The following is a 19,418-nucleotide window of genomic DNA, read 5'->3' as shown; positions in this document are numbered from 1 at the left end:
AAATGCGCTTATAATGCAGACTGTTAACCCGTTCTCACCTTAGCCTGTAGCTAACCATCTCAATTATCAGGGAAATCCCTCTCCCTCATGCGTTTCGTCAAATTTATTCTCTGGTCGCTGCTGGCTCTGGCAAGCGCTCCGTTGCTGGGCCTGAGCGGGGTAGCGCTCTATCTTAGCCCTGCTTTACCGGATGTTGAAACACTTCGTAACGTACAACTGCAAACCCCGTTACGGATATACAGCACCGATCACAAATTAATCGCTGAATTCGGCGAAATGCGTCGCTTCCCTATCAATTTCGACCGGGTGCCGAATAACTTTATACTGGCACTTCTGGCTGCGGAGGATGACAACTTCCTGAACCATCACGGTGTCGATCCGTCCAGCCTGGCGCGGGCGGTCGGCGAGCTGATCAGCACCGGACAGATCCAGACCGGCGGAAGCACCATCACCATGCAGGTCGCGAAGAACTATTTCCTGACCAGCGACCGGGTATTTTCCCGCAAGATCAATGAGATCCTTCTGGCACTGCAGATCGAGCGCAACCTGAGCAAGCAGGAAATCTTCGAGCTGTACGTCAACAAGATCTACCTCGGCAACCGAGCCTACGGCATCGAGGCAGCAGCACAGGTGTACTACGGCAAGACCATTTCGGAACTGCCACTGGCTGATCTGGCCATGATCGCTGGCCTGCCCAAAGCGCCCTCTCGCTTCAACCCGATCGCCAATCCGGAGCGGGCCAAGATTCGCCGCGACTGGATCCTGCAGCGCATGCTGGGCCTTGGCTATATCGACCAGGCAGCCTATGACGAAGCAGTGGCGACCCCCAACACCGCCCGCAACCATGGCGCCGATCTGGACGTGGAAGCGCCCTATGTGGCGGAAATGGCCCGGCTGGAAATGATCGATCGCTACGGAGATGCGGCCTATACCGACGGCTATCATGTCTACACGACCATCGACAGCACACTGCAGCAGCACGCCAACCGCGCGCTGCGCGAGGGTCTGATGGAGTACGATCGCCGGCATGGCTACCGCGGGCCGGAGGCGAGGCACCCCGAAGCGACCCCGGAGGAGTACCAGCGATTACTGCGCCAGTATTCGGCCCTCGGCGGCCTGGTTCCGGCCATCGTCACGACGGTCGAGAGCGACCAGGCAATCATCGTGCTGCGCGACGGAAGTGAGGCGGCCATTCCCTGGGAACAGATGAAATGGGCGCGGCCCCAGCTTGGCGTCGACAGTCTCGGCCCTGTGCCGAAGGCGCCCCGGGACATTCTGGCCAAGGGCGACGTACTGCGGGTCGCGCCGACAGGTGACGAAGCCTACCGCCTGGCGCAATTGCCTCAGGCGCAGAGCGCCCTGGTGGCACTCGAGCCCAGCGATGGCAGCATCAAGGCGCTGACTGGCGGTTTCTCGTTCCTGCAGAGCAAGTACAACCGCGTCACCCAGGCTCGTCGGCAACCAGGGTCGAGCTTCAAGCCGTTCCTCTATGCCGCAGCGCTCGATAACGGCTACACACCGGCGAGCCTGGTCAATGACGCGCCCCTGGTGTACGTCGATGAATTCCAGGATACCGAGTGGCGGCCGCAGAACTCTGGCGGCGACTTTCTCGGTCCGATTCGCCTTCGCGAAGCTTTGTACCGCTCGCGCAACCTGGTTTCGATCAGGCTGATGCAGGATATGGGCGTGGATCGCTCCCTGGACTACATTCAGCGTTTCGGCTTTCGTCGGGAGGAGTTGCCGCGCAATCTCTCCGCCTCCCTGGGTACGTCGGAACTCACACCGCTGCAAATCGCTCAGGGCTACAGCGTCATCGCCAACGGCGGCTACGCGGTGCGGCCTTACGTGATCGACCGCGTCGAAGACCGTTTCAGGCAGGTTGTGCATCTGACGCAGCCGCCTGTGGCAGAAGCGGCCCTCGAACGTATGCAGTCACGTCTGGCGGAATACCGAGACAAGACATTGGCACCGCTCCAGGATGACGTCCCGGTCGCCGAACGCGTGGTCGATCCGCGCACCACCTACCAGCTGACCAGCATGATGAAGGACGTCATCAGTCGCGGTACCGCCGTGCGCGCGCGCGAACTGGGCCGTGAAGACCTGGCAGGCAAGACCGGCACCACCAACGATCAGAAGGACGGCTGGTTTTCCGGCTTCAACGCGGATCTGGTAGTGACCGTGTGGGTGGGCTTCGATCAGCCGGCCACACTGGGACGGCGCGAGTTTGGTGGCACCACCGCCCTGCCGATCTGGATGCGCTTCATGGGCCAGGCGCTCGAAGGTCGCCCGGAGCACAGCCAGCCGATGCCTGAGGGGCTGGTCAGCGTGCGCATCGATCCGGAGACAGGCCGCTCTACTCGCCCGGGCTCGACTGACGGTTATTTCGAAGTGTTCAAGGACGAGGATGCGCCACCGCCGTTCAGCGAACTGGACGATAACGGATACAGCGTGGACGACGCCGCTACACCGCTGGAATTGTTCTGACAAAATGCTTGCCGGTGATTATCGCCGGCAATTCAGCATGTCGATGACACCCATGCTCTCGCTTGCCGAGCTTCACTCTGGCTTTGTCTGTCCCTAAGCTGCAAGGACAGACAAGAACAAGAGGCAAGCAGCCATGCTAGAGCGGGATTATCTCAGCAACCTGAAAGCGCTTCAGCAACAGGCCTGGCCGGCAGGCAAGCCGGTCGAGCCGCAATATCCCCTCGGCGAACAGCCGCTGACAGAATATCTGCGCCACTGGGCGCGCCACACGCCCGAACGGCCTGCCATCGAATACTACGGGCACCGCACCACCTACGCTGAGCTCGACGACCTCAGCGACCGCTGCGCCGCGCTTTTGTATTCGCTTGGCGTCGCCCCCGGGGATCGCGTGGCCGTGTTCATGCCCAACTGTCCGCAGCTGCATGTCGCGTTCTACGGCATCCTCAAAGCCGGCGCCGTTCATGCCCCGGTCAGCCCGATGGCCAAGGGCATGGAGCTTGCCTACCAGCTCAAGGACAGCGGGGCCACAGCCATCGTCTGTTTCGATCAACTGTTGCCCGTGGTCCGCGAGATACGCGACCAGACCGAGCTCAACGTCGTGATCAGTACCAGCCTGTCCGAGCTTTGCCCTGCCGAACCACCGATCCCTGTGCCCGACCTGCTCCGGGCCCCGAAGCTGGAGGTCACCGACAGCGTCGACCTGCTCCCTGCGCTGGCCAGAACCCAGCCTGCCGAACGGCTACCGCAACTGGCCCTGGATGACATCGCTGCGCTCAACTACACCGGCGGCACGACCGGCCTGCCGAAGGGCTGCATTCACACCCACGGTGACATGCTGTATACCTGCGCCAGCTTCCTGCCTGTTGCGCTGGGGCTCGATCCGGACCGGATAAGCCTGAACTTCATGCCGGAATTCTGGATCGCCGGCGAAAACGCCGGGCTGCTTTATCCGGTATTCAGCGGCACCACGCTGGTGTTGCTGGCGCGCTGGGACGCCGAAGCCTTCATGGCCGCGGTGCAACATTACAAGGTCAGCCATACCGGTCTGCTGGTCGATAGCGCCTCGGAAGTGCTCGACCATCCCCGCGTTGCCGATTTTGATCTGAGTTCGCTGCAGATCACCAGCTGCGTGTCATTCATCAAGAAGCTCACCCCCGAGTACCGCAGCCGCTGGCGGGAACTGACCGGTTGCACGTTCTTCGAAACCAGCTTCGGCATGACCGAAACGCACACCTGCGACACATTCACTGCCGGCATGCAGGACGACAACTTCGACCTCAAATCCGCACCCACCTTCGTCGGCCTGCCGGTGCCCGGCACCGAGTTCAAGGTGTGTGCGTTTGAAACGGGCGAACTGCTGCCGCTCGGTGAAGAAGGCGAGCTCTGTGTGCGCTCGCCATCGCTGCTCAAAGGCTACTGGAACAAGCCGGAGGCCAGCGCCGATGCGCTGCGCGATGGCTGGTTGCACACCGGCGACAGCGGCGTAATTACCGAAACCGGTCATATCCGCTATCTCGGACGGCGCAAAGAAATGCTCAAGGTCAACGGCATGAGCGTGTTCCCCAGCGAACTGGAAGCCATGCTCGGCCAGCATCCGGACCTTCTCGCCTCGGCGGTGATTGGTCGTGCCGATGAAAAGCGCGGGCAATGCCCGGTCGCCTTTGTCGTCGCCAAGCCCGGCAGCGGGCTGACAGCCGAGGCATTGATGGACTGGTGCCGCCAGTCCATGGCCATCTACAAGGTGCCGGAGGTCAGGCTGGTCGACTCATTGCCGATGACCGCTACCGGAAAGGTAAAGAAACAGGACCTGCAGGAATGGATCAACTAACTCATGCCATTTGAACGCTTGCTGATCGCCAACCGCGGCGAAATCGCCATCCGCATCGCCCGCGCTGCGGCCGAGCTGGATATTCCCACTGTGGCGGTTTACGCCGAAGACGACGCCCAGTCGCTGCACGTGCGCAAGGCTGATGTCGCACACGCTCTGACGGGCCGGGGCGCAGCCGCCTATCTGGACATAGACCAACTGATCGCGGTGGCACGCGAGAGCCACTGCGACGCACTGCATCCGGGCTACGGCTTTCTCAGCGAAAGCAGCGAGTTGGCGCGGCGCTGCGCCGAGGCCGGCATTACCTTTGTCGGCCCGTCACCCGAGGTGCTCGACCTGTTTGGCGACAAGTCACGTGCCCGGCAACTGGCAATCGAAATCGGCGTACCGCTGGGTCTGGGGACTAACCAGGCCACCAGCCTGGACGAGGCGCGGCGATTCATGGAAGACCACGGCGGCCGGCCGGTCATGCTCAAGGCGCTGGCCGGGGGCGGCGGTCGCGGCATGCGCGCCGTTCACAACCCTGGCGAACTGGACGAGGCCTATGCCCGCTGCAGCTCGGAGGCGCGCTCGGCCTTCGGCTCAGGCGACCTATATGTCGAGCGGCTGATCGAGAATGCCCGGCACATTGAGGTTCAGGTCATTGGCGACGGCAAGTCAGTCGCGCACGTCTGGGAGCGGGAATGCACGCTGCAGCGGCGCAATCAGAAAGTACTGGAGATTGCACCGAGCCCGACGCTGGGAGCCGAGCTTCGCCAGAGGCTGTTGGACGCCGCCCTGCAGCTCGCCGGATCCGCTGGATATCGCGGGCTCGGCACCTTCGAGTTTCTGGTCGACGACGACACCCACCAGTTCGTGTTCATGGAAGCCAACCCGCGCGTTCAGGTCGAGCACACGGTGACCGAAGCGGTGACCGGGCTGGATCTGGTGCAAATCCAGCTGCGTCTGGCTGGCGGCGCGACCCTGGCCGACTTGAAACTTGAGCAACAGCACATTCCTGCGCCGCGTGGCTATGCCATTCAGCTTCGCGTCAATCTCGAGACCATGGCCGCCGATGCCAGCACCAAACCTTCAGGTGGCACGCTGGCCGTCTACGAACCACCGAGCGGCCCCGGCATCCGTGTCGACGGCTACGGCTACAGCGGCTACACCACCAGCCCCAGCTTCGACTCGCTGCTGGCCAAGCTGATCGTGCATGCCGATGCCGACTTTGCCGGCGTGTTGCGCCGCGCCTATCGCGCGCTATGCGAATTTCGGTTGGAAGGCGTTGCGAGCAACCTGGCGTTCCTGCGCAACCTGGTGCAACACCCCTCGGTCCAGGCCAATCAGGTCAATACCCGCTTTATCGAAACCCATGCGGCTTCCCTGGTGGCCGATTCGGAACATCAGGATCTGTTCTTCAGCCGCTCCGCCGATAGCGCGGACGCACAACAGAAGATCGACGCTCCGGCCGGCACCGTAGCGCTTGCCGCACCGGTTCAGGGCGTTCTGGTCAGTCTGGCAGTAAGCGAAGGTGACGCCGTCGCGCCCGGCCAGCCGATCGCTGTGTTGGAGTCGATGAAGATGGAGTTCGTGGTCAAGGCCGAACAGGGCGGGATCATTCGAGCCTTGCCGGTCGAACCGGGCGCCAGCCTGTTCGAAGGCAGCCCGCTGGCCTTTGTCGAGCCGGCCGAGGTGGCCGCCGGAGAGGTACAGAGCGAAGAAAGTGTCGACCTCGATCATATTCGCGCCGACCTGGATGAACTGCTTCAGCGCCGCGCCGACCTCACCGACGAGCGCCGCCCGGAAGCCGTCGCCAAGCGCCGCAAGACCGGTCAACGCACCGCCCGGGAGAACCTGGCCGATCTGCTCGATGACGGCAGCTTCATGGAATACGGCGGCTTCGCCCTGGCCGCCCAGCGCACCCGCCGCAGCCATGAGGACCTTTTGAAGATGAGTCCGGCTGACGGACTCATCACCGGCATCGGCACGGTCAACGCCGAGCACTTCGGTGCCGAAGCCGCACGCTGCATGGCGATGAGTTACGACTACACGGTATTCGCCGGCACCCAGGGCGTGATGAACCACAAGAAGACCGACCGCATGCTCGAGCTGGCCGAGCAGTGGCGCTTGCCGCTGGTGTTCTTCACCGAAGGCGGCGGCGGCCGGCCGGGGGACATCGACAAGGTCGGCGTGGCCGGGCTCGACTGCACCACCTTCATGCGTATGGCCCGGCTCAGCGGGCAGGTTCCGCTGGTCGGTGTGGTTTCCGGTCGCTGCTTCGCCGGCAATGCGGCGCTGCTCGGTTGTTGCGATGTGATCATCGCTACCGAAAACGCCACCATCGGCATGGCCGGGCCGGCGATGATCGAAGGCGGCGGACTGGGTCGCTACACACCAGAAGAAGTGGGCCCCACCAGCATGCACGGGCCCAACGGCGTCGTGGACATGGTGGTGCCGGACGAGGCCGAAGCCACCCGCGTGGCCAAGCAATATCTTTCCTATTTCCAGGGCGACCTGCCCGGCGGCGAATGCGCGGATCAACGCCGCCTGCGCCATCTGATTCCGGAGAATCGCCTGCGAGTTTACGACATCCGGCAGGTCATCGAGACCCTGGCCGACAACGGCTCGGTACTTGAGCTGCGCCGTCAGTTCGCGCCGGGATTGATCACCGCGCTGGTGCGTATCAACGGCAAAGCCTTCGGCCTGATCGCTAACAACCCCATGCACCTCGGCGGCGCCATTGATGCCGTTGCCGGTGACAAGGCCGCGCGCTTCATGCAGCTGTGTCAGGCTCACGGGTTGCCAATGGTCTCGCTTTGCGACACGCCCGGCTTCATGGTCGGCCCGGATTCCGAGCGCCAGGCCACGGTACGCCATGTCTCGCGCATGTTCGTCACCGCCGCCAGCCTGAAGATTCCGTTCTTCACCGTGGTGCTGCGCAAAGGCTATGGGTTGGGCGCCCAGGCGATGGCAGCCGGTAGCTTCCATGCGCCGATGTTCACCATCGGCTGGCCGAGCAGCGAGTTCGGGGCCATGGGACTGGAAGGCGCCGTGCGCCTGGGCTATGCCAAGGAGCTGGCGGCTATCGAGGACGAAGGCGAGCGGCAGAAGCTGTTCGAGAAGCTGGTTGCCGAACTCTATCAGCGCGGCAAAGGCTTGAGCATGGCCAGCTTCCTGGAGATCGACGCCGTCATCGATCCGGTCGAGACGCGCGACTGGCTGCTGCGCGGGCTCAGTTCGGCACCGCCAGAGTCGTTGCAACGCGGCCTGCGACCATTCGTCGATACCTGGTAGCGACGCAGCCTAGCGGCGGTTCAGCTGGCTCCAGCTGAGCTGCCGGTCGGCGTGCGGCAGCGCTTCGGCAGCATGGGCGAACATCAGTACGGTGCGCCCCGCCAGCCAGGGTTCGAGGTTGTTGCGTATACGCTCTGCTGTCGCCTCGTCGAGACCGCTGAACGGCTCATCGAGAATAACGAAGGGCGAATCCTTGAGCAGTACTCTCGCCAGCGCAACGCGCCGCGCCTCGCCGCCGGACAGTTGTCGGCCAGACTCGCCTGCCCAAGTGAGAATGCCGTCGGCGAATCCTTCCACCGCATCGCCGAGCTCGACCAGCTCAAGTACCGACCAGAGTCGTTCGAAAGAGGCATCAGGCCGAGCGAGCCACAGGTTCGCTGCGATGCTGTCGTGCATCAGCTCGGTGCGCTGGGTCAGATAACCGACCCGTTCACGCCAGCTATCCAGGGACAGGTCGCGCAGCGATACGCCGCCCGAGCACAGCCTGCCGTGATCGGGATCGATCAGCCGCGCAGCGAGATCAGCGAGGGTCGATTTGCCGCAGCCGGAGGGCCCGATGATAGCCAGCCGCTCGCCTGGCTCGACCATTAGGGTCAAGGCTTGGATCCCGGCATGCGCAACGCAGACGTCCTCGAAGGACAGGTCGGGAAGTCCGGCCGATGGTGCGGCAGCACCGCCGGGATCGACCAGACTCGACTGCACCCGCCGCTGCTCGTTGAGGCGTTGCGCAGCGCGCCGGGTCGCGCCGAACATGGCGAAGGCGGCCGGCAAGCCGGCAAAGGCTTCGGCCAGCCCCATTACCGCCAACGTCAGCATCACCGCGACCGGACCACTCAGCGCACCATCACGATAGGCCAGCAAGGCGCCGAACAACACGCCCAATGCCGCGCCCTGCATGACGACGGTCGATGCAGCCTGAACCAGCGCCGTGCGGCCGCGCAGCCCCTGCTCCTCGGCGAGGCTGGCAGCGCTGATGCGCAGCAGACGGGATTGATGACTGAGCCGGGCACCCGCCGCTGTCAGCTCCGCCAGGCCTTGGACATGCTCCACCGCCTCACTGCGCAGGGTGTCGACCCGCTCGACCTGGCTCGCGCCGAGACGCCGGGTCCACCAGGCGACTCCGAGCGTATTCAACATCAGCAGCGCAATCAGAGCCGCAGCGACCCACAGAGCGGAACGGGGCTGATACCAGCCGATCAGGAGCGATATGCCGACGACGCCCAGCAAGGCAACCAGCGGTGGCGCCAACAGACGCAGATAGAGGTTGTCCAGCGCATCGATATCCGCAGTCAGCCGGTTCAGCCACTGCGCTGATCGCCAGCGCGCCAGTGTCGCGGCGTCAAGCTTGCTCATGGCGCTGAAGTGCGCTGTTCGCAGATCGGCGAGCAGCCGCAGCACGGTGTCGTGGTTGTATAGGCGCTCGGCGTAGCGGGACAGCGTCCGAGTAAGCGCGAAGAAGCGGATTCCGCCGCCGGGTATGTAGACATCGAACGGCGTCCGGGTGCCGCTTGCCCAGAGCAACGCCGTCAGGCCGGTTGCGGTGATGAACCAGCCGGACAAGGCCAGCAGACCGATGCCACCGGCGATGGTCAGCGCCATGAGCAGCGCTCCGACGGCCAGGCGCACCCGCCGGACGAGTATGAGCTGTACCCACGGCCAGATGTCACGCATGGTACAGATGCCCCTGCTCAACGCGTAGGCAGCGATCTGCGACGGTCATCAGTGCAGGATGGTGAGTGGCAACTATCACGGTACGGCCGCTGGCAGCCAGGCGAGCGATGGCTTCGATGACCGGTTGCTGACTGGTCTCGTCGAGTCCGGCGGTGGGTTCATCAAGCAGCACCAGATCGGATCGGATCAGCCAGGCGCGGGCCAGGGCCAGGCGCCTGGCCTGCCCTCCCGACAGACCGCGACCCTGTTCGCCAAGCGGCGCATCGAGACCGGCCGCCTGCTGATCGAGCAGGTCGGTCAGCCCGGCAGCGTCCAGCGCAGCGCGCATCGCCTGCGGCCGTGCATCCGGCGCCGTAAAGCGCAGGTTATCCGCCCAGCTACCCTGGATCAGCAAGGGACGCTGATCCAGCCAGGCGACCGGCAACGAACCGGCCGGCTTGCCGAACACGGTGATCGAGCCAGTATCCGGCGTGACGAACCCAGCGAGACAGTGCAACAGGCTCGACTTGCCCGAACCGGACGGTCCGACCAGTGCAACCACCTCGCCGCGCTGAACGTGCAGCTCGACGCCGTCCAGTACTCTGCCGCGGCCCGGATAACTTAATCCCAGGGCATCGACACGCACTTGCTGCGCCCAGGCTTGCGGCGCGGTTGCGGAGCCAGCCGATACGGTTTGCGGATCATCGCCCTCCCGTTCGAAGTCGGCAAAGGTATCGGCAGCGCCCAAAGCAGCCGCGCGATCATGGTAGTGCTGGGCAAGCGTACGCAACGGCTGGAAGAATTCGGGCGCCAGCAACAGAATGAACAGCCCTGAGAACAGCGTGAGCTCTCCGGCCGGGCCGAAGTCGATATAGCCGAGCAGGCCGAAGCCGATGTACATCGCCACCACGGCGATGGCGGCTGCGGCAAAGAACTCCAGAACCGCCGAGGACAGGAATGCCACCCGCAGAGTGCGCATATTGATTCGCCGATAGCGGTCAGCAGCGGCTCGAACGTCTGCAACCGCGGCTGGCACCTGGCCGAACAGCTGCAGCGTGGTCAGGCTACGTACGCGGTCAAGAAAGTGCCCTGCCAGCCGCCCTGCCTCAAGCACATGTTGCTGGCTGAGCCGTTCGGCGCTCATCCCTACCAGAGCCATGAACAGGGGGATCAGCGGCCCTGCGAGAAACAGGAATAGCGCGGCGACCCAGTCCTGCCAGAGCACGACCAGACCGATCAGTAGCGGACCGGCGAGCGCCAGCCACTGCTGGGTGGCGAATCGGGCGTAATAGCCGTCCAGAGCCTGGACCTGTTCTATCCAGTGGTTGGCCAGGGTTGCGCTAGAGCGGCCAGCGAGCCCGACCGGCCCGGCTACGGCCCAGCGTTGCAGCAAATCGAAGCGGACCTGTTGACGCACCCTGGCACTCGCCCGCTGGGCGCAATAGTCATGCAGCGCCTGGCTCAGCGCTCGCAACAACACCGCGCAAGCCAGGGCCATCGCCGGCTTCAGCAGCTGCGATACCGAGACCTGATCAACCAGAATGCGCTGGATCAGCCAGGCCATCAGCCCCAGCTGCAGCACCGTGGCGACGACGTTGCATAACGCCGCAGCGAGCGCGCCGAGCAACCATGATCTGACCGGGCGCTGGTAGCGCTGTAACCATTGCCGCGCACGAGCGCGGCGCTGGCGGTCAATGGTGATAGCCTTCACCCACCCGGACCTTGCCGCGGAATACCCAGTAAGCCCAGGCGGTGTACATCAGGATGATAGGTATGACGAACAGCACCCCGATCAGCAGGAACAGCTGCGACTCGGGCGCCGACGCCGCATCCCACAGCGTGAAATTCGGCGGGATGACGTAAGGCCAGCGGGTCCAGAGCAGGGCGAAATAAGTCGCCGCGAACATGCTCATGGTCGCCAGGAACGGCCACGCCTGTTGCCGCTTGAACACGCTGCGCAGGATCTGTACCGCGCTCAGGCCGGCCAGAATCGGGAATATCCAGATCCAGCGCACATCAGCGAACCAGCGCTCGTAGGCGGCCGGGTCCACCAGCGGAGTCCAGGCGCTGATGACCACGAACACCAGGAGCACCGCCAGCAATAGCCAGGGTGCCAGTCGGTAAGCCCATGCCTGGATGTAACCCTCACTCTTGAGAATGATCCAGGTGCAGCCAAGCAGCGCATAGCCCGCAACCAGTCCGATCCCGGTGACCACTGTGAACGGCGTAAGCCAGTCGAGCGGGCCTCCCGAATAAACCAACCCTTCCGTTTCGTAACCTTGAATGTAGGTTCCTACCACCGCACCTTGAGCGAACGCCGCCAAAAAGGAACCACCAGCGAAAGCCCAGTTCCAGAGATACCGCGAACTGCGCGCCTTGAAACGGAATTCGAAGGCGACTCCGCGGAAGATCAACCCGGCAAGCATCAGGAAAACGCCTATATACAACGCCGGAAGGAGGATCGAGTACACCAGCGGGAAGGCTGCCAGAAGCCCTACGCCACCCAGCACCAGCCAGGTCTCGTTGCCATCCCAGATCGGCGCCACCGAGTTCATCATCACGTCGCGGGCGTCCTCATCGGGCGCGAACATGAATAGGATGCCCACACCCAGATCGAACCCGTCCATCAGCACATACATGATCACCGCAAAGGAAATGATCACGGCCCAGATCATCGACAGATCGAAATTTTCCATGGTCAGTGCTCCTTGTTCTCATGTTCGAAGCGAACGTGAGTCGCCGACAGCGGCCGCATCGGTCGCTCGGCCTGGTCTGCATGATCGGACAGCCTCGGATCCTCGACGTAGATGCCCGCCTGCAGCACCCCAAACAGGTAGTACAGACCCGCGCCGAAGATCGCCGCGTAGACCGCGATGTAACCGATCAGCGTGAACAACGCCATGCCGCCTGTGAGTGAGGGCGTCAGGCCTTCCTCGTGGCGCACGATGTCGTACACCAGCCAGGGCGCCCGACCGACCTCGGTCACGACCCAGCCTGCGAGCACCGCAATGAAGGGGGCCACACTCATGAATCGCAGCCCCTGCAGGAACCACGGAGCGCGCCAGTAACGACCGCCGCGACGCAGCCATAGCCCGGCCAGACCGAAGCCGATCATCAGCAGCCCCATCATCACCATGATGCGAAACGCGTAGAACACGATCCACACGGGGGGCTGATCTTCCACCGACACTTCGCGCAGCCCCGGGACCTCGCCGTCCCACTGGTGGGTAAGAATCAGGCTGCCGAGCTTGGGAATGCCGATTTCGAAACGGTTGTCCTGCAGGTCCCGGTCAGGCAGGGCGAACAGCAACAGCGGAACCTTGTCCTGGGTTTCCCAGTTCGCCTCCATCGCCGCGATCTTCATCGGCTGATGTTCGAAGGTGTTCAGGCCGTGCAGGTCGCCAACCACCGCCTGGGTCGGCGCCAGAATCAGTATCACCCACAGGCACATCGACAGTGCCTTGCGGTTGGCTTCGACCTCTCGCCCGTTGAGCAGATACCAGGCGCTGACGCCAGCCACCACGAAGGAGCCGGTGAGAAACGAAGCAATCGCCATGTGCGTGAAGCGATACGGGAAAGAGGGGTTGAAGATCGCGTCATACCAGGAGGTCACATGGAAGATGCCATCGCGCAACTCGGTGCCGTCCGGCGTATGTAGCCAGCTATTGGTGGCGAGAATCCAGAAAGCCGAGACGAAGGTGCCAATCGCAACCATGTAGGCAGCGAACAGGTGCACCCCCTTGGGTACGCGGTCTCGCCCAAACAGCAACACGCCAAGAAAACCGGCCTCGAGGAAAAACGCGGTCACCACCTCGTAACTGAGTACCGGTCCGATGAAGTTGGCGGCCGAGTAGGAGAAGTTGCTCCAGTTGGTGCCAAACTGGAACGACATGACGATGCCCGACACTACGCCCATGGCGAATACCACGGCGAAGACTTGCACCCAGAACTTGGACAATTGCTCCCAGGCCGGATTGCCGGTCTTGAACGACAGGGTTTCCAGGAAGGCGATATACGAGGCAAGACCGATGGTAAAGACCGGAAAAATCGCGTGGAACGAGACCACGAAGGCGAACTGGAAGCGTGACAGCAGTAACGGATCCAAATCCATCAAAGGCACTCCTGGCTGGGAACTGGCAGGTCATCTGCCCGCGTGCGGGATCAGGGCCGTGGCACTCGACCCTAGACTGTGACTACGCACCTCGTCGCGATGTTCCGCCTGCGCGGCAGTCTGCCGCAGCGGCAGTCAACCGCCGAGCCAATACCAGGCTGCCACCGCCAGCGGCAGCAGCACGGCCGTAGCTATCCCCATCAGACTCATTGCCAGTGCGGAGAACGCGCCTGCCTCCTCGCTCTCTTCCAGAGACCGAGCCGTGCCCACGGCATGCGCCGTCAGGCCCATGGCCATACCTCGCGCGGCCGGATGCGAGACACCGCAGCGCGACAGTAGCCAGGGCCCGATGACCGCCCCGAGCACGCCGGTGAACATGACGAATACGGCTACCAGCGCGGCAATGCCGCCGATCTGCTCGGCCACCAGCATGGCGATTGGCGTGGTTACCGACTTCGGCGCCAGCGTCATCAATACCGCAGGGCTTGCGCCCAGCAGCCACCCGAGCGCAATCACACTGACCGTGGCAAAGACGCCGGCTACCAGCAGCGTGATCAGGATCGGCCAGAAGAACTGGCGTATCCTTCGCAGGTTCAGATACAACGGCACAGCCAGAGCCACCGTTGCCGGCCCCAGCAATACCAGAAGAGGTCCGACTGCGTCGCGGTAGGTGGGGAACTGCACATCGAGCAGCCAGAGCACAACGACGAGGATCGCGATCGATCCCAACACCGGGTGCAGCAAGGGCAGACGCGTGCGTTCGTACACCACCAGGCTCAGCTGGTAGGCCACCAACGTCAGGCCGATGAAGAACAGTGGATGCTCGATGATCGCCAGCCAGCCGATCTGCAGCAAATCACTCATGCGGCGCCCTCGCCTGCCGACGGATGAGCCGCTGCATCAGCCAACCGCACAACGGCAATGTGAAAATAAAAGAGAGTACCAGACTGCCCAGGATAGCCCAGGCGTCTTCGGCAATTTCCGCACCGTACATCATCACGCCCACCGCTGGAGGCACCAGAATCAGGGGCAAGTACTTGAGCAGCCCTCCCGCCGCCATATCGATGGGCTCCCCGACGCTGCCGCGAAGAATGAGGAAGACCAGCAGCAGAACCATGCCGATGATGGGACCCGGGAGGAATGAGAGGAACATTTGGTTCAGGCCAGTGCCCAACAGCTGGAACACAATCAGCCAAGTCAAACCGCGCAACAACATGAAGGGAATCCACCGTCTATGTCCGGACCGACATTATGAGCCCGGCCAGCCAGCCTGGCCATTCCACCAATGGCGCAACACACCAAGCGACGCGGATAAGTCCGCGGCACGACAAGTCAATGCATTCCCCGACTGATGGCGATATGCTTTCGGACATGAGCACGCGACACCTGTCGCAAATGGGCCTGGTCCAAGGATTCGTCTTCGATGCAACCTGAGCTTAGCAGCCTGTCGCCGTTCCGCCGCCGGCACCCCAGTCACCGCCATGGGCTGAAGTCCGTTGCGCTGGTGCTGGCGGCAATGGCCGCGGTGTATCTGGTCGCCCGCTTCGTGTCACTTCCGGAAAGTCTGCGCGCATCGGCTGCTGCCATGGCAGGCTCACCGCCTCTGCATACCCTGGTCGAAACCATCGCCATCATCATGGCTAGCATGGTGTTCGCGATTGGCTGGAGCAGTCATCGGCGCCAGTCATCCCGAAGCCTTCTGGTGCTTTCCTGCCTGTTTCTCGGGGTGGCGATACTCGACTTCAGTCATATGCTGTCGTTCAGCGGTATGCCGACTTACTTCACGCCATCCGGCTCGGACAAGTCCATTCTGTTCTGGCTGGCCGCACGCGCCCTGGCGGCCATCGCCATGCTTTGGGTCGCAGTGACGCCCTGGCGCGTCTCACGGATCGGCGCCCAGCGCTTCGCCGTACTACTCACCGTCATGCTCCCGGTCGCGCTGTTTCATGTGCTGGCGCTGGGATTGCCCGAACTGCTCCCCACCCTGCATGTTCCCGGAGTAGGACTCACTCCCGCCAAGGTTCGCTTCGAGCACGGATTGGCCGCCGTCAACGCCATCGCCATGCTGGCGCTCTGGCTCGCCATGCGGCGGCCGCTGCCCTTCAATGCTGCGGCATTGTTTGGCGCCGCGGGTGCCATGGCTCTGACGCAGCTGTGTTTCACGACCTATGAGAATTCCGCGCATCATCTGGTAGCGCTCGGACATGTATTCAAGGTCGTTGCGTACGGTTTTCTGGTGCGGGCCATCTTCGTCGAAAGCATCGAGCAACCTTACAAGCTGATCGAGCGCTCCCAGCAGCGTCTGCAGGCCATTTTCGATGCGTTACCCGACGTTGTCATGGAAATCGACCGCGACGGCCGGGTAACGGAGTTCCACGCCCCAGGCAACGAACTGATGGCACTGACCACGCAGCCGCTGAAGGGTCGCTTGATTGCCCCGCTGCTACCGCGAGAGGCGCTGCCGCTCTGTCAGCGCACGTTCGCCCTGGCCAAGGTGCAGGGTCACGCGCAGAGCGAGCCGTTCCGCTTGAACATCAAGGGTCAGACGTTCTGGTTCCAGATATCCGCCGCGCCCAAGCACGTCGATGGCGCAGACAGCTTTGTCGTCGTGGCTCGGGACGTCACCAAGAGCAAGCAACAGGAATCGGAAATCCTCCGCCTGGCGCAGTTCGACAGCCTGACCGGCCTGCCCAACCGCAAACTGTTCCACCAGCGCGTCGATCTCGCGTTGGGCATCAGCGAGCGTAACGCTGCGCCGGTCGCACTGATGTCGATCGACCTCGATCATTTCAAGAACATCAACGACACACTGGGTCATCAGGCCGGTGACGAAATGCTGATCGCCATGGCCGAGCGGCTAAGGGGTCAACTGCGCGAGGAAGACACACTGTCCAGACACGGCGGCGATGAATTCATTCTCGCCCTGCCGGGGCTGGAAAGCGTCGCCGCCGCCCATGTCGCCGAACGGCTGCTACAGAATATCGTGCGTCCGGTCTCGGTGGGCGGGCAGATGGTCAGCCCGTCGGCATCGATCGGCATTGCCATCTATCCGGAGGACGGACTCAGCTTCGATGAGCTGACGCGCCGGGCCGACGCGGCCATGCACTTGGCCAAGCAGCAGGGCCGCAATACGTATCGATTTTTCACCGGCGAGATTCAGACGCGCATGTCGCGGATGCTTACATTGGAGAGCTCGCTGCGCTCGGCCATCGACAACCTTGAACTGTCGCTGCTGTACCAACCGCAATGGGACATGCAGGACCACTCGATCATCGGTATGGAAGCGCTGTTGCGCTGGGAACATCCGCAACTGGGCGAGCTGAGTCCGGTGGAATTCATTCCGGTAGCCGAAGCGAGCGGACAGATGCTCGCCCTCGGCGACTGGGTTCTGAACCAGGCGTTGTCACAGGTCCGCCACTGGATCGACGACGGCGTGAATCCGCCACCGGTATCGATCAACCTGTCGATGATGCAGCTGCGTAGCGGTGACCTGGTCAGGCATATCCGCAACAGCTTGCGTACCTGGCAGGTCGATCCAAGCTACCTGCAACTGGAACTGACCGAAGGCATCGCCATGGAAGACCCGATCGCCGCCACGTCGCAGCTGCAGCAATTGAGCGCTCTCGGGGTGCGTATCGCCATCGGCGACTTCGGCACGGGATATTCCTCACTGGCCCATCTCAAGCGCTTCCACGCCAGCCTGATCAAGATCGACCGCTCGTTCATCGAAGGCCTGGACACAGACCCGGAAAACCAGATCATCGTCAGCAGCATGATCACGCTGGCGCACAACCTGGGGCTGCAAGCTCTGGCCGAGGGCGTGGAAACCGAATCCCAGCTGCAAACCCTGCGCGCCCACGGCTGCCGCTACATGCAGGGCTTCTACTGGAGCCACCCGCTGAACAGCGACACCATGACCCGACTGATGTGCGACATGCGCCGACCTGGCCAAGCTGCCCCGAACCAGGCGAAAACGGACGACTGAAACGGCGCCCGCACGGCTTCGCTGAAATCGCTGGAACTTGCCCTGGTTTGCTTTAAGATGCGCTCCGCAAATGTGACTCAGCCCACCGGAGCCGTACCCGAATGACCAGATTGACCGTTACCGCACTGAGCGCGCTCGGACTTGCGTTCAGCGCCTCGGCCGTTGCCTACCCGATGCAGTGGCAAAACAACAGCCTGACCTACCTGTACGGCACCGACTTCCAGCTCGACCCGAAAACCCAGCAGACGCTGACCTTCGAACACGTCAGCGGCAGGAACGCCGGCGACCTGTTTCTGTTCGTCGACGCCATTCATTATCAGGGCGCTGAAAATGGCTTCGGCTACCGCGACACCTTTTATGGCGAGCTGTCGCCGCGGTTGTCATTCGGCAAACTCACCGACAGCGTCAGCAACGACGGCCTGATTCGCGACGTGCTGCTGGCGGCCACCTACGAGTTTGGCCGGGGTGATCTGAACAATTATCTGCTGGGTCCGGCGCTCGACCTGAACGTCCCCGGTTTCGACTACTTTCAGCTGAACAGCTATTACCGCTACGCCGACCAGCCTGACGGCGGCCGCGGCGTATGGCAGATCACCCCGGTGTGGGGCTATACCCTGCCGGCAGGTCGCTCGGACGTACTTATCGACGGGTTCATCGACTGGGTGGTGGACAACGACGGTGAGGATTACCACGCCAACCTGCACTTCAACCCGCAGATCAAATACGACATGGGCAAGGCGCTCGGCTGGTCAGCCAAGCAGTTCTACACCGGTGTGGAATACGATTACTGGAAGAACAAATACGGCGTGAACAACGGCAATTTCGGTCTGGATACCAACCAGAGCGCCATCAGCCTGCTGGTCAAGGTTCACTTCTGAGCGGACAGCGTAGCGGCGGGCAGGTCCCGCCGCTACGTCTGCAGCGGAACGATCAGTAACCGCGCAAGCGGGCAAACCGATCGGCGTGATAGCGATAGTCGCCGTATAGCGCCTGCACAGAGCGCGCACGCTTGATGAACAGGCCGACGTCGAACTCATCGGTCATGCCCATGCCACCGTGCAACTGGATGGCCTCGTTGGTCACCAGCTCCGCCACCTCTGACGCCTTGGCCTTCGCCAGGCTCACCAGCGCCTTGGCCTCCGGATCGTTTTCATCCAGCGCCACCAATGCCTTGAGCACGACTGACTTGACCAGCTCCAGCTCACTGAACATGTGCGCAGCGCGATGCTGCAGCGCCTGGAACGAGCCGATCACCACACCGAACTGCTTGCGTTCCTGCATGTAGGCAACGGTGCGATCGAAAGCCTCCAACGATATACCCAGCAGCTCTGCTGCGAGCTGCGCGTTGGCTATGTCCAGCACCTTGTCGAGCGCCGTGTAGCCCTGGTCAAGTTGACCAAGCAAGGCATCGGACCCAACCTTGACGTGATCGAAGGAGACATTTGCCGCATTGCGGCTGTCGACCATGATGGTGCGTTCGAGCGTAACACCCTCGGCCTTCGGGTCGACCAGAAACAGCGAGACCCCTTCGCTGGCGGTGTCCGCAACGTGGGTACGCGCGGCCACGATCAGCGTGTCCGCGACGTGTCCGTCGATGACGAAAACCTTGTTACCGGTCAGCACATAACCACCGTCGCGCTCCTGCGCGACCGTCTCGATATGCTGCGGCGCGTGCCGCGGCTTCTCATCGACGGCCAGCGCCAGCAACAGCTTACCCTCAGCAATCGCCGGGAGCATTGACTGCCGCTGCTCGTCGGAGCCGGCCAGCTGCAACAGCGAAACGCCGACAACCGCGCTGGACAATAGCGGCGATGCGCTGAGATTGCGCCCGGCCTGCTCGAAGACCTGTCCCATCCCGGTGAAGCCGAACGCCGAGCCGCCGAACTCCTCAGGAATCAGCGTACCGACGAACCCCATCTCCACCATCTGCTGCCAGAGCTCGCGCGAAAACCCGGTCTCGTCACGATTGTCACGCAGCGATCTCAGCTGGCTGACCGGTGCGCTCTCGGCGAGAAAGCGCTTGGCCGCATCCTTGAGCATCTGCTGTTCTTCATTGAGTACCAAAGCTGCCATGTTGCGTCCCC

At 62.8% G+C, this 19,418-nt stretch carries 12 protein-coding genes; 5 read left to right on the top strand and 7 right to left on the bottom strand.

Annotated features, from left to right (window positions below; translation table 11 throughout):
• The first annotated feature begins 87 nt into the window (after positions 1-87).
• The 3 genes from BLT85_RS16380 to BLT85_RS16370 all read left to right on the top strand — a co-directional run bounded on the left by BLT85_RS16380 (position 88) and on the right by BLT85_RS16370 (position 7,588).
• The gene (locus tag BLT85_RS16380; protein WP_093397071.1) at positions 88-2,484 is read left to right on the top strand and encodes a penicillin-binding protein 1A; all 2,397 of its coding nucleotides are present in this window, start codon (positions 88-90) and stop codon (positions 2,482-2,484) included.
• A 133-nt stretch (positions 2,485-2,617) separates the two neighbouring features.
• Positions 2,618-4,312 carry an AMP-binding protein gene (locus BLT85_RS16375; protein ID WP_093397068.1) on the top strand — a complete coding sequence of 565 codons (1,695 nt, stop codon included), beginning with the start codon at positions 2,618-2,620 and terminating at the stop codon, positions 4,310-4,312.
• A gap of 3 nt (positions 4,313-4,315) precedes the next feature.
• On the top strand, positions 4,316-7,588 hold the full coding sequence (locus BLT85_RS16370) for a carboxyl transferase domain-containing protein (protein WP_093397066.1): 3,273 nt from the start codon (positions 4,316-4,318) through the stop codon (positions 7,586-7,588).
• 9 nt (positions 7,589-7,597) lie between these two features.
• Here the strand turns inward: BLT85_RS16370 and cydC are convergent, their stop codons facing one another.
• The 6 genes from cydC to BLT85_RS16340 form a co-directional block, all read right to left on the bottom strand.
• On the bottom strand, positions 7,598-9,259 hold the full coding sequence (gene cydC / locus BLT85_RS16365; protein ID WP_093397063.1) for a thiol reductant ABC exporter subunit CydC: 1,662 nt from the start codon (positions 9,257-9,259) through the stop codon (positions 7,598-7,600).
• The gene (gene cydD, locus BLT85_RS16360) at positions 9,252-10,949 is read right to left on the bottom strand and encodes a thiol reductant ABC exporter subunit CydD (RefSeq protein ID WP_093397060.1); all 1,698 of its coding nucleotides are present in this window, start codon (positions 10,947-10,949) and stop codon (positions 9,252-9,254) included. The genes cydC and cydD overlap by 8 nt, the downstream gene beginning before the upstream one ends.
• Positions 10,930-11,934 (bottom strand): cytochrome d ubiquinol oxidase subunit II, encoded by a 1,005-nt coding sequence (gene cydB / locus BLT85_RS16355; RefSeq protein WP_093397057.1) that lies wholly within the window; start codon positions 11,932-11,934, stop codon positions 10,930-10,932. The genes cydD and cydB overlap by 20 nt, the downstream gene beginning before the upstream one ends.
• Before the next feature lie 2 nt (positions 11,935-11,936).
• Positions 11,937-13,349 carry a cytochrome ubiquinol oxidase subunit I gene (locus BLT85_RS16350; RefSeq protein ID WP_093397054.1) on the bottom strand — a complete coding sequence of 471 codons (1,413 nt, stop codon included), beginning with the start codon at positions 13,347-13,349 and terminating at the stop codon, positions 11,937-11,939.
• Between the two features lie 135 nt (positions 13,350-13,484).
• Positions 13,485-14,213 carry an LrgB family protein gene (locus BLT85_RS16345; RefSeq protein WP_093397052.1) on the bottom strand — a complete coding sequence of 243 codons (729 nt, stop codon included), beginning with the start codon at positions 14,211-14,213 and terminating at the stop codon, positions 13,485-13,487.
• On the bottom strand, positions 14,206-14,565 hold the full coding sequence (locus tag BLT85_RS16340) for a CidA/LrgA family protein (RefSeq protein WP_093397050.1): 360 nt from the start codon (positions 14,563-14,565) through the stop codon (positions 14,206-14,208). The genes BLT85_RS16345 and BLT85_RS16340 overlap by 8 nt, the downstream gene beginning before the upstream one ends.
• A gap of 207 nt (positions 14,566-14,772) precedes the next feature.
• Between BLT85_RS16340 and BLT85_RS16335 the strand changes: the two genes are divergently transcribed.
• Both BLT85_RS16335 and BLT85_RS16330 read left to right on the top strand, forming a co-directional pair.
• On the top strand, positions 14,773-17,334 hold the full coding sequence (locus tag BLT85_RS16335) for a putative bifunctional diguanylate cyclase/phosphodiesterase (protein ID WP_093397048.1): 2,562 nt from the start codon (positions 14,773-14,775) through the stop codon (positions 17,332-17,334).
• Positions 17,335-17,435: 101 nt separating this feature from the next.
• Positions 17,436-18,212 carry an outer membrane protein OmpK gene (locus BLT85_RS16330; RefSeq protein ID WP_093397046.1) on the top strand — a complete coding sequence of 259 codons (777 nt, stop codon included), beginning with the start codon at positions 17,436-17,438 and terminating at the stop codon, positions 18,210-18,212.
• Positions 18,213-18,264: 52 nt separating this feature from the next.
• Here BLT85_RS16330 and BLT85_RS16325 read toward each other — a convergent pair whose 3' ends face one another.
• The gene (locus BLT85_RS16325; protein WP_093397044.1) at positions 18,265-19,407 is read right to left on the bottom strand and encodes an acyl-CoA dehydrogenase family protein; all 1,143 of its coding nucleotides are present in this window, start codon (positions 19,405-19,407) and stop codon (positions 18,265-18,267) included.
• Positions 19,408-19,418 lie beyond the last annotated feature (11 nt).

The organism is Halopseudomonas xinjiangensis (assembly GCF_900104945.1).
Classification (GTDB): domain Bacteria; phylum Pseudomonadota; class Gammaproteobacteria; order Pseudomonadales; family Pseudomonadaceae; genus Halopseudomonas; species Halopseudomonas xinjiangensis.
The sequence above is the reverse complement of the archived record's forward strand: the minus strand, read 5'-3'. Positions and strand labels throughout refer to the sequence as shown.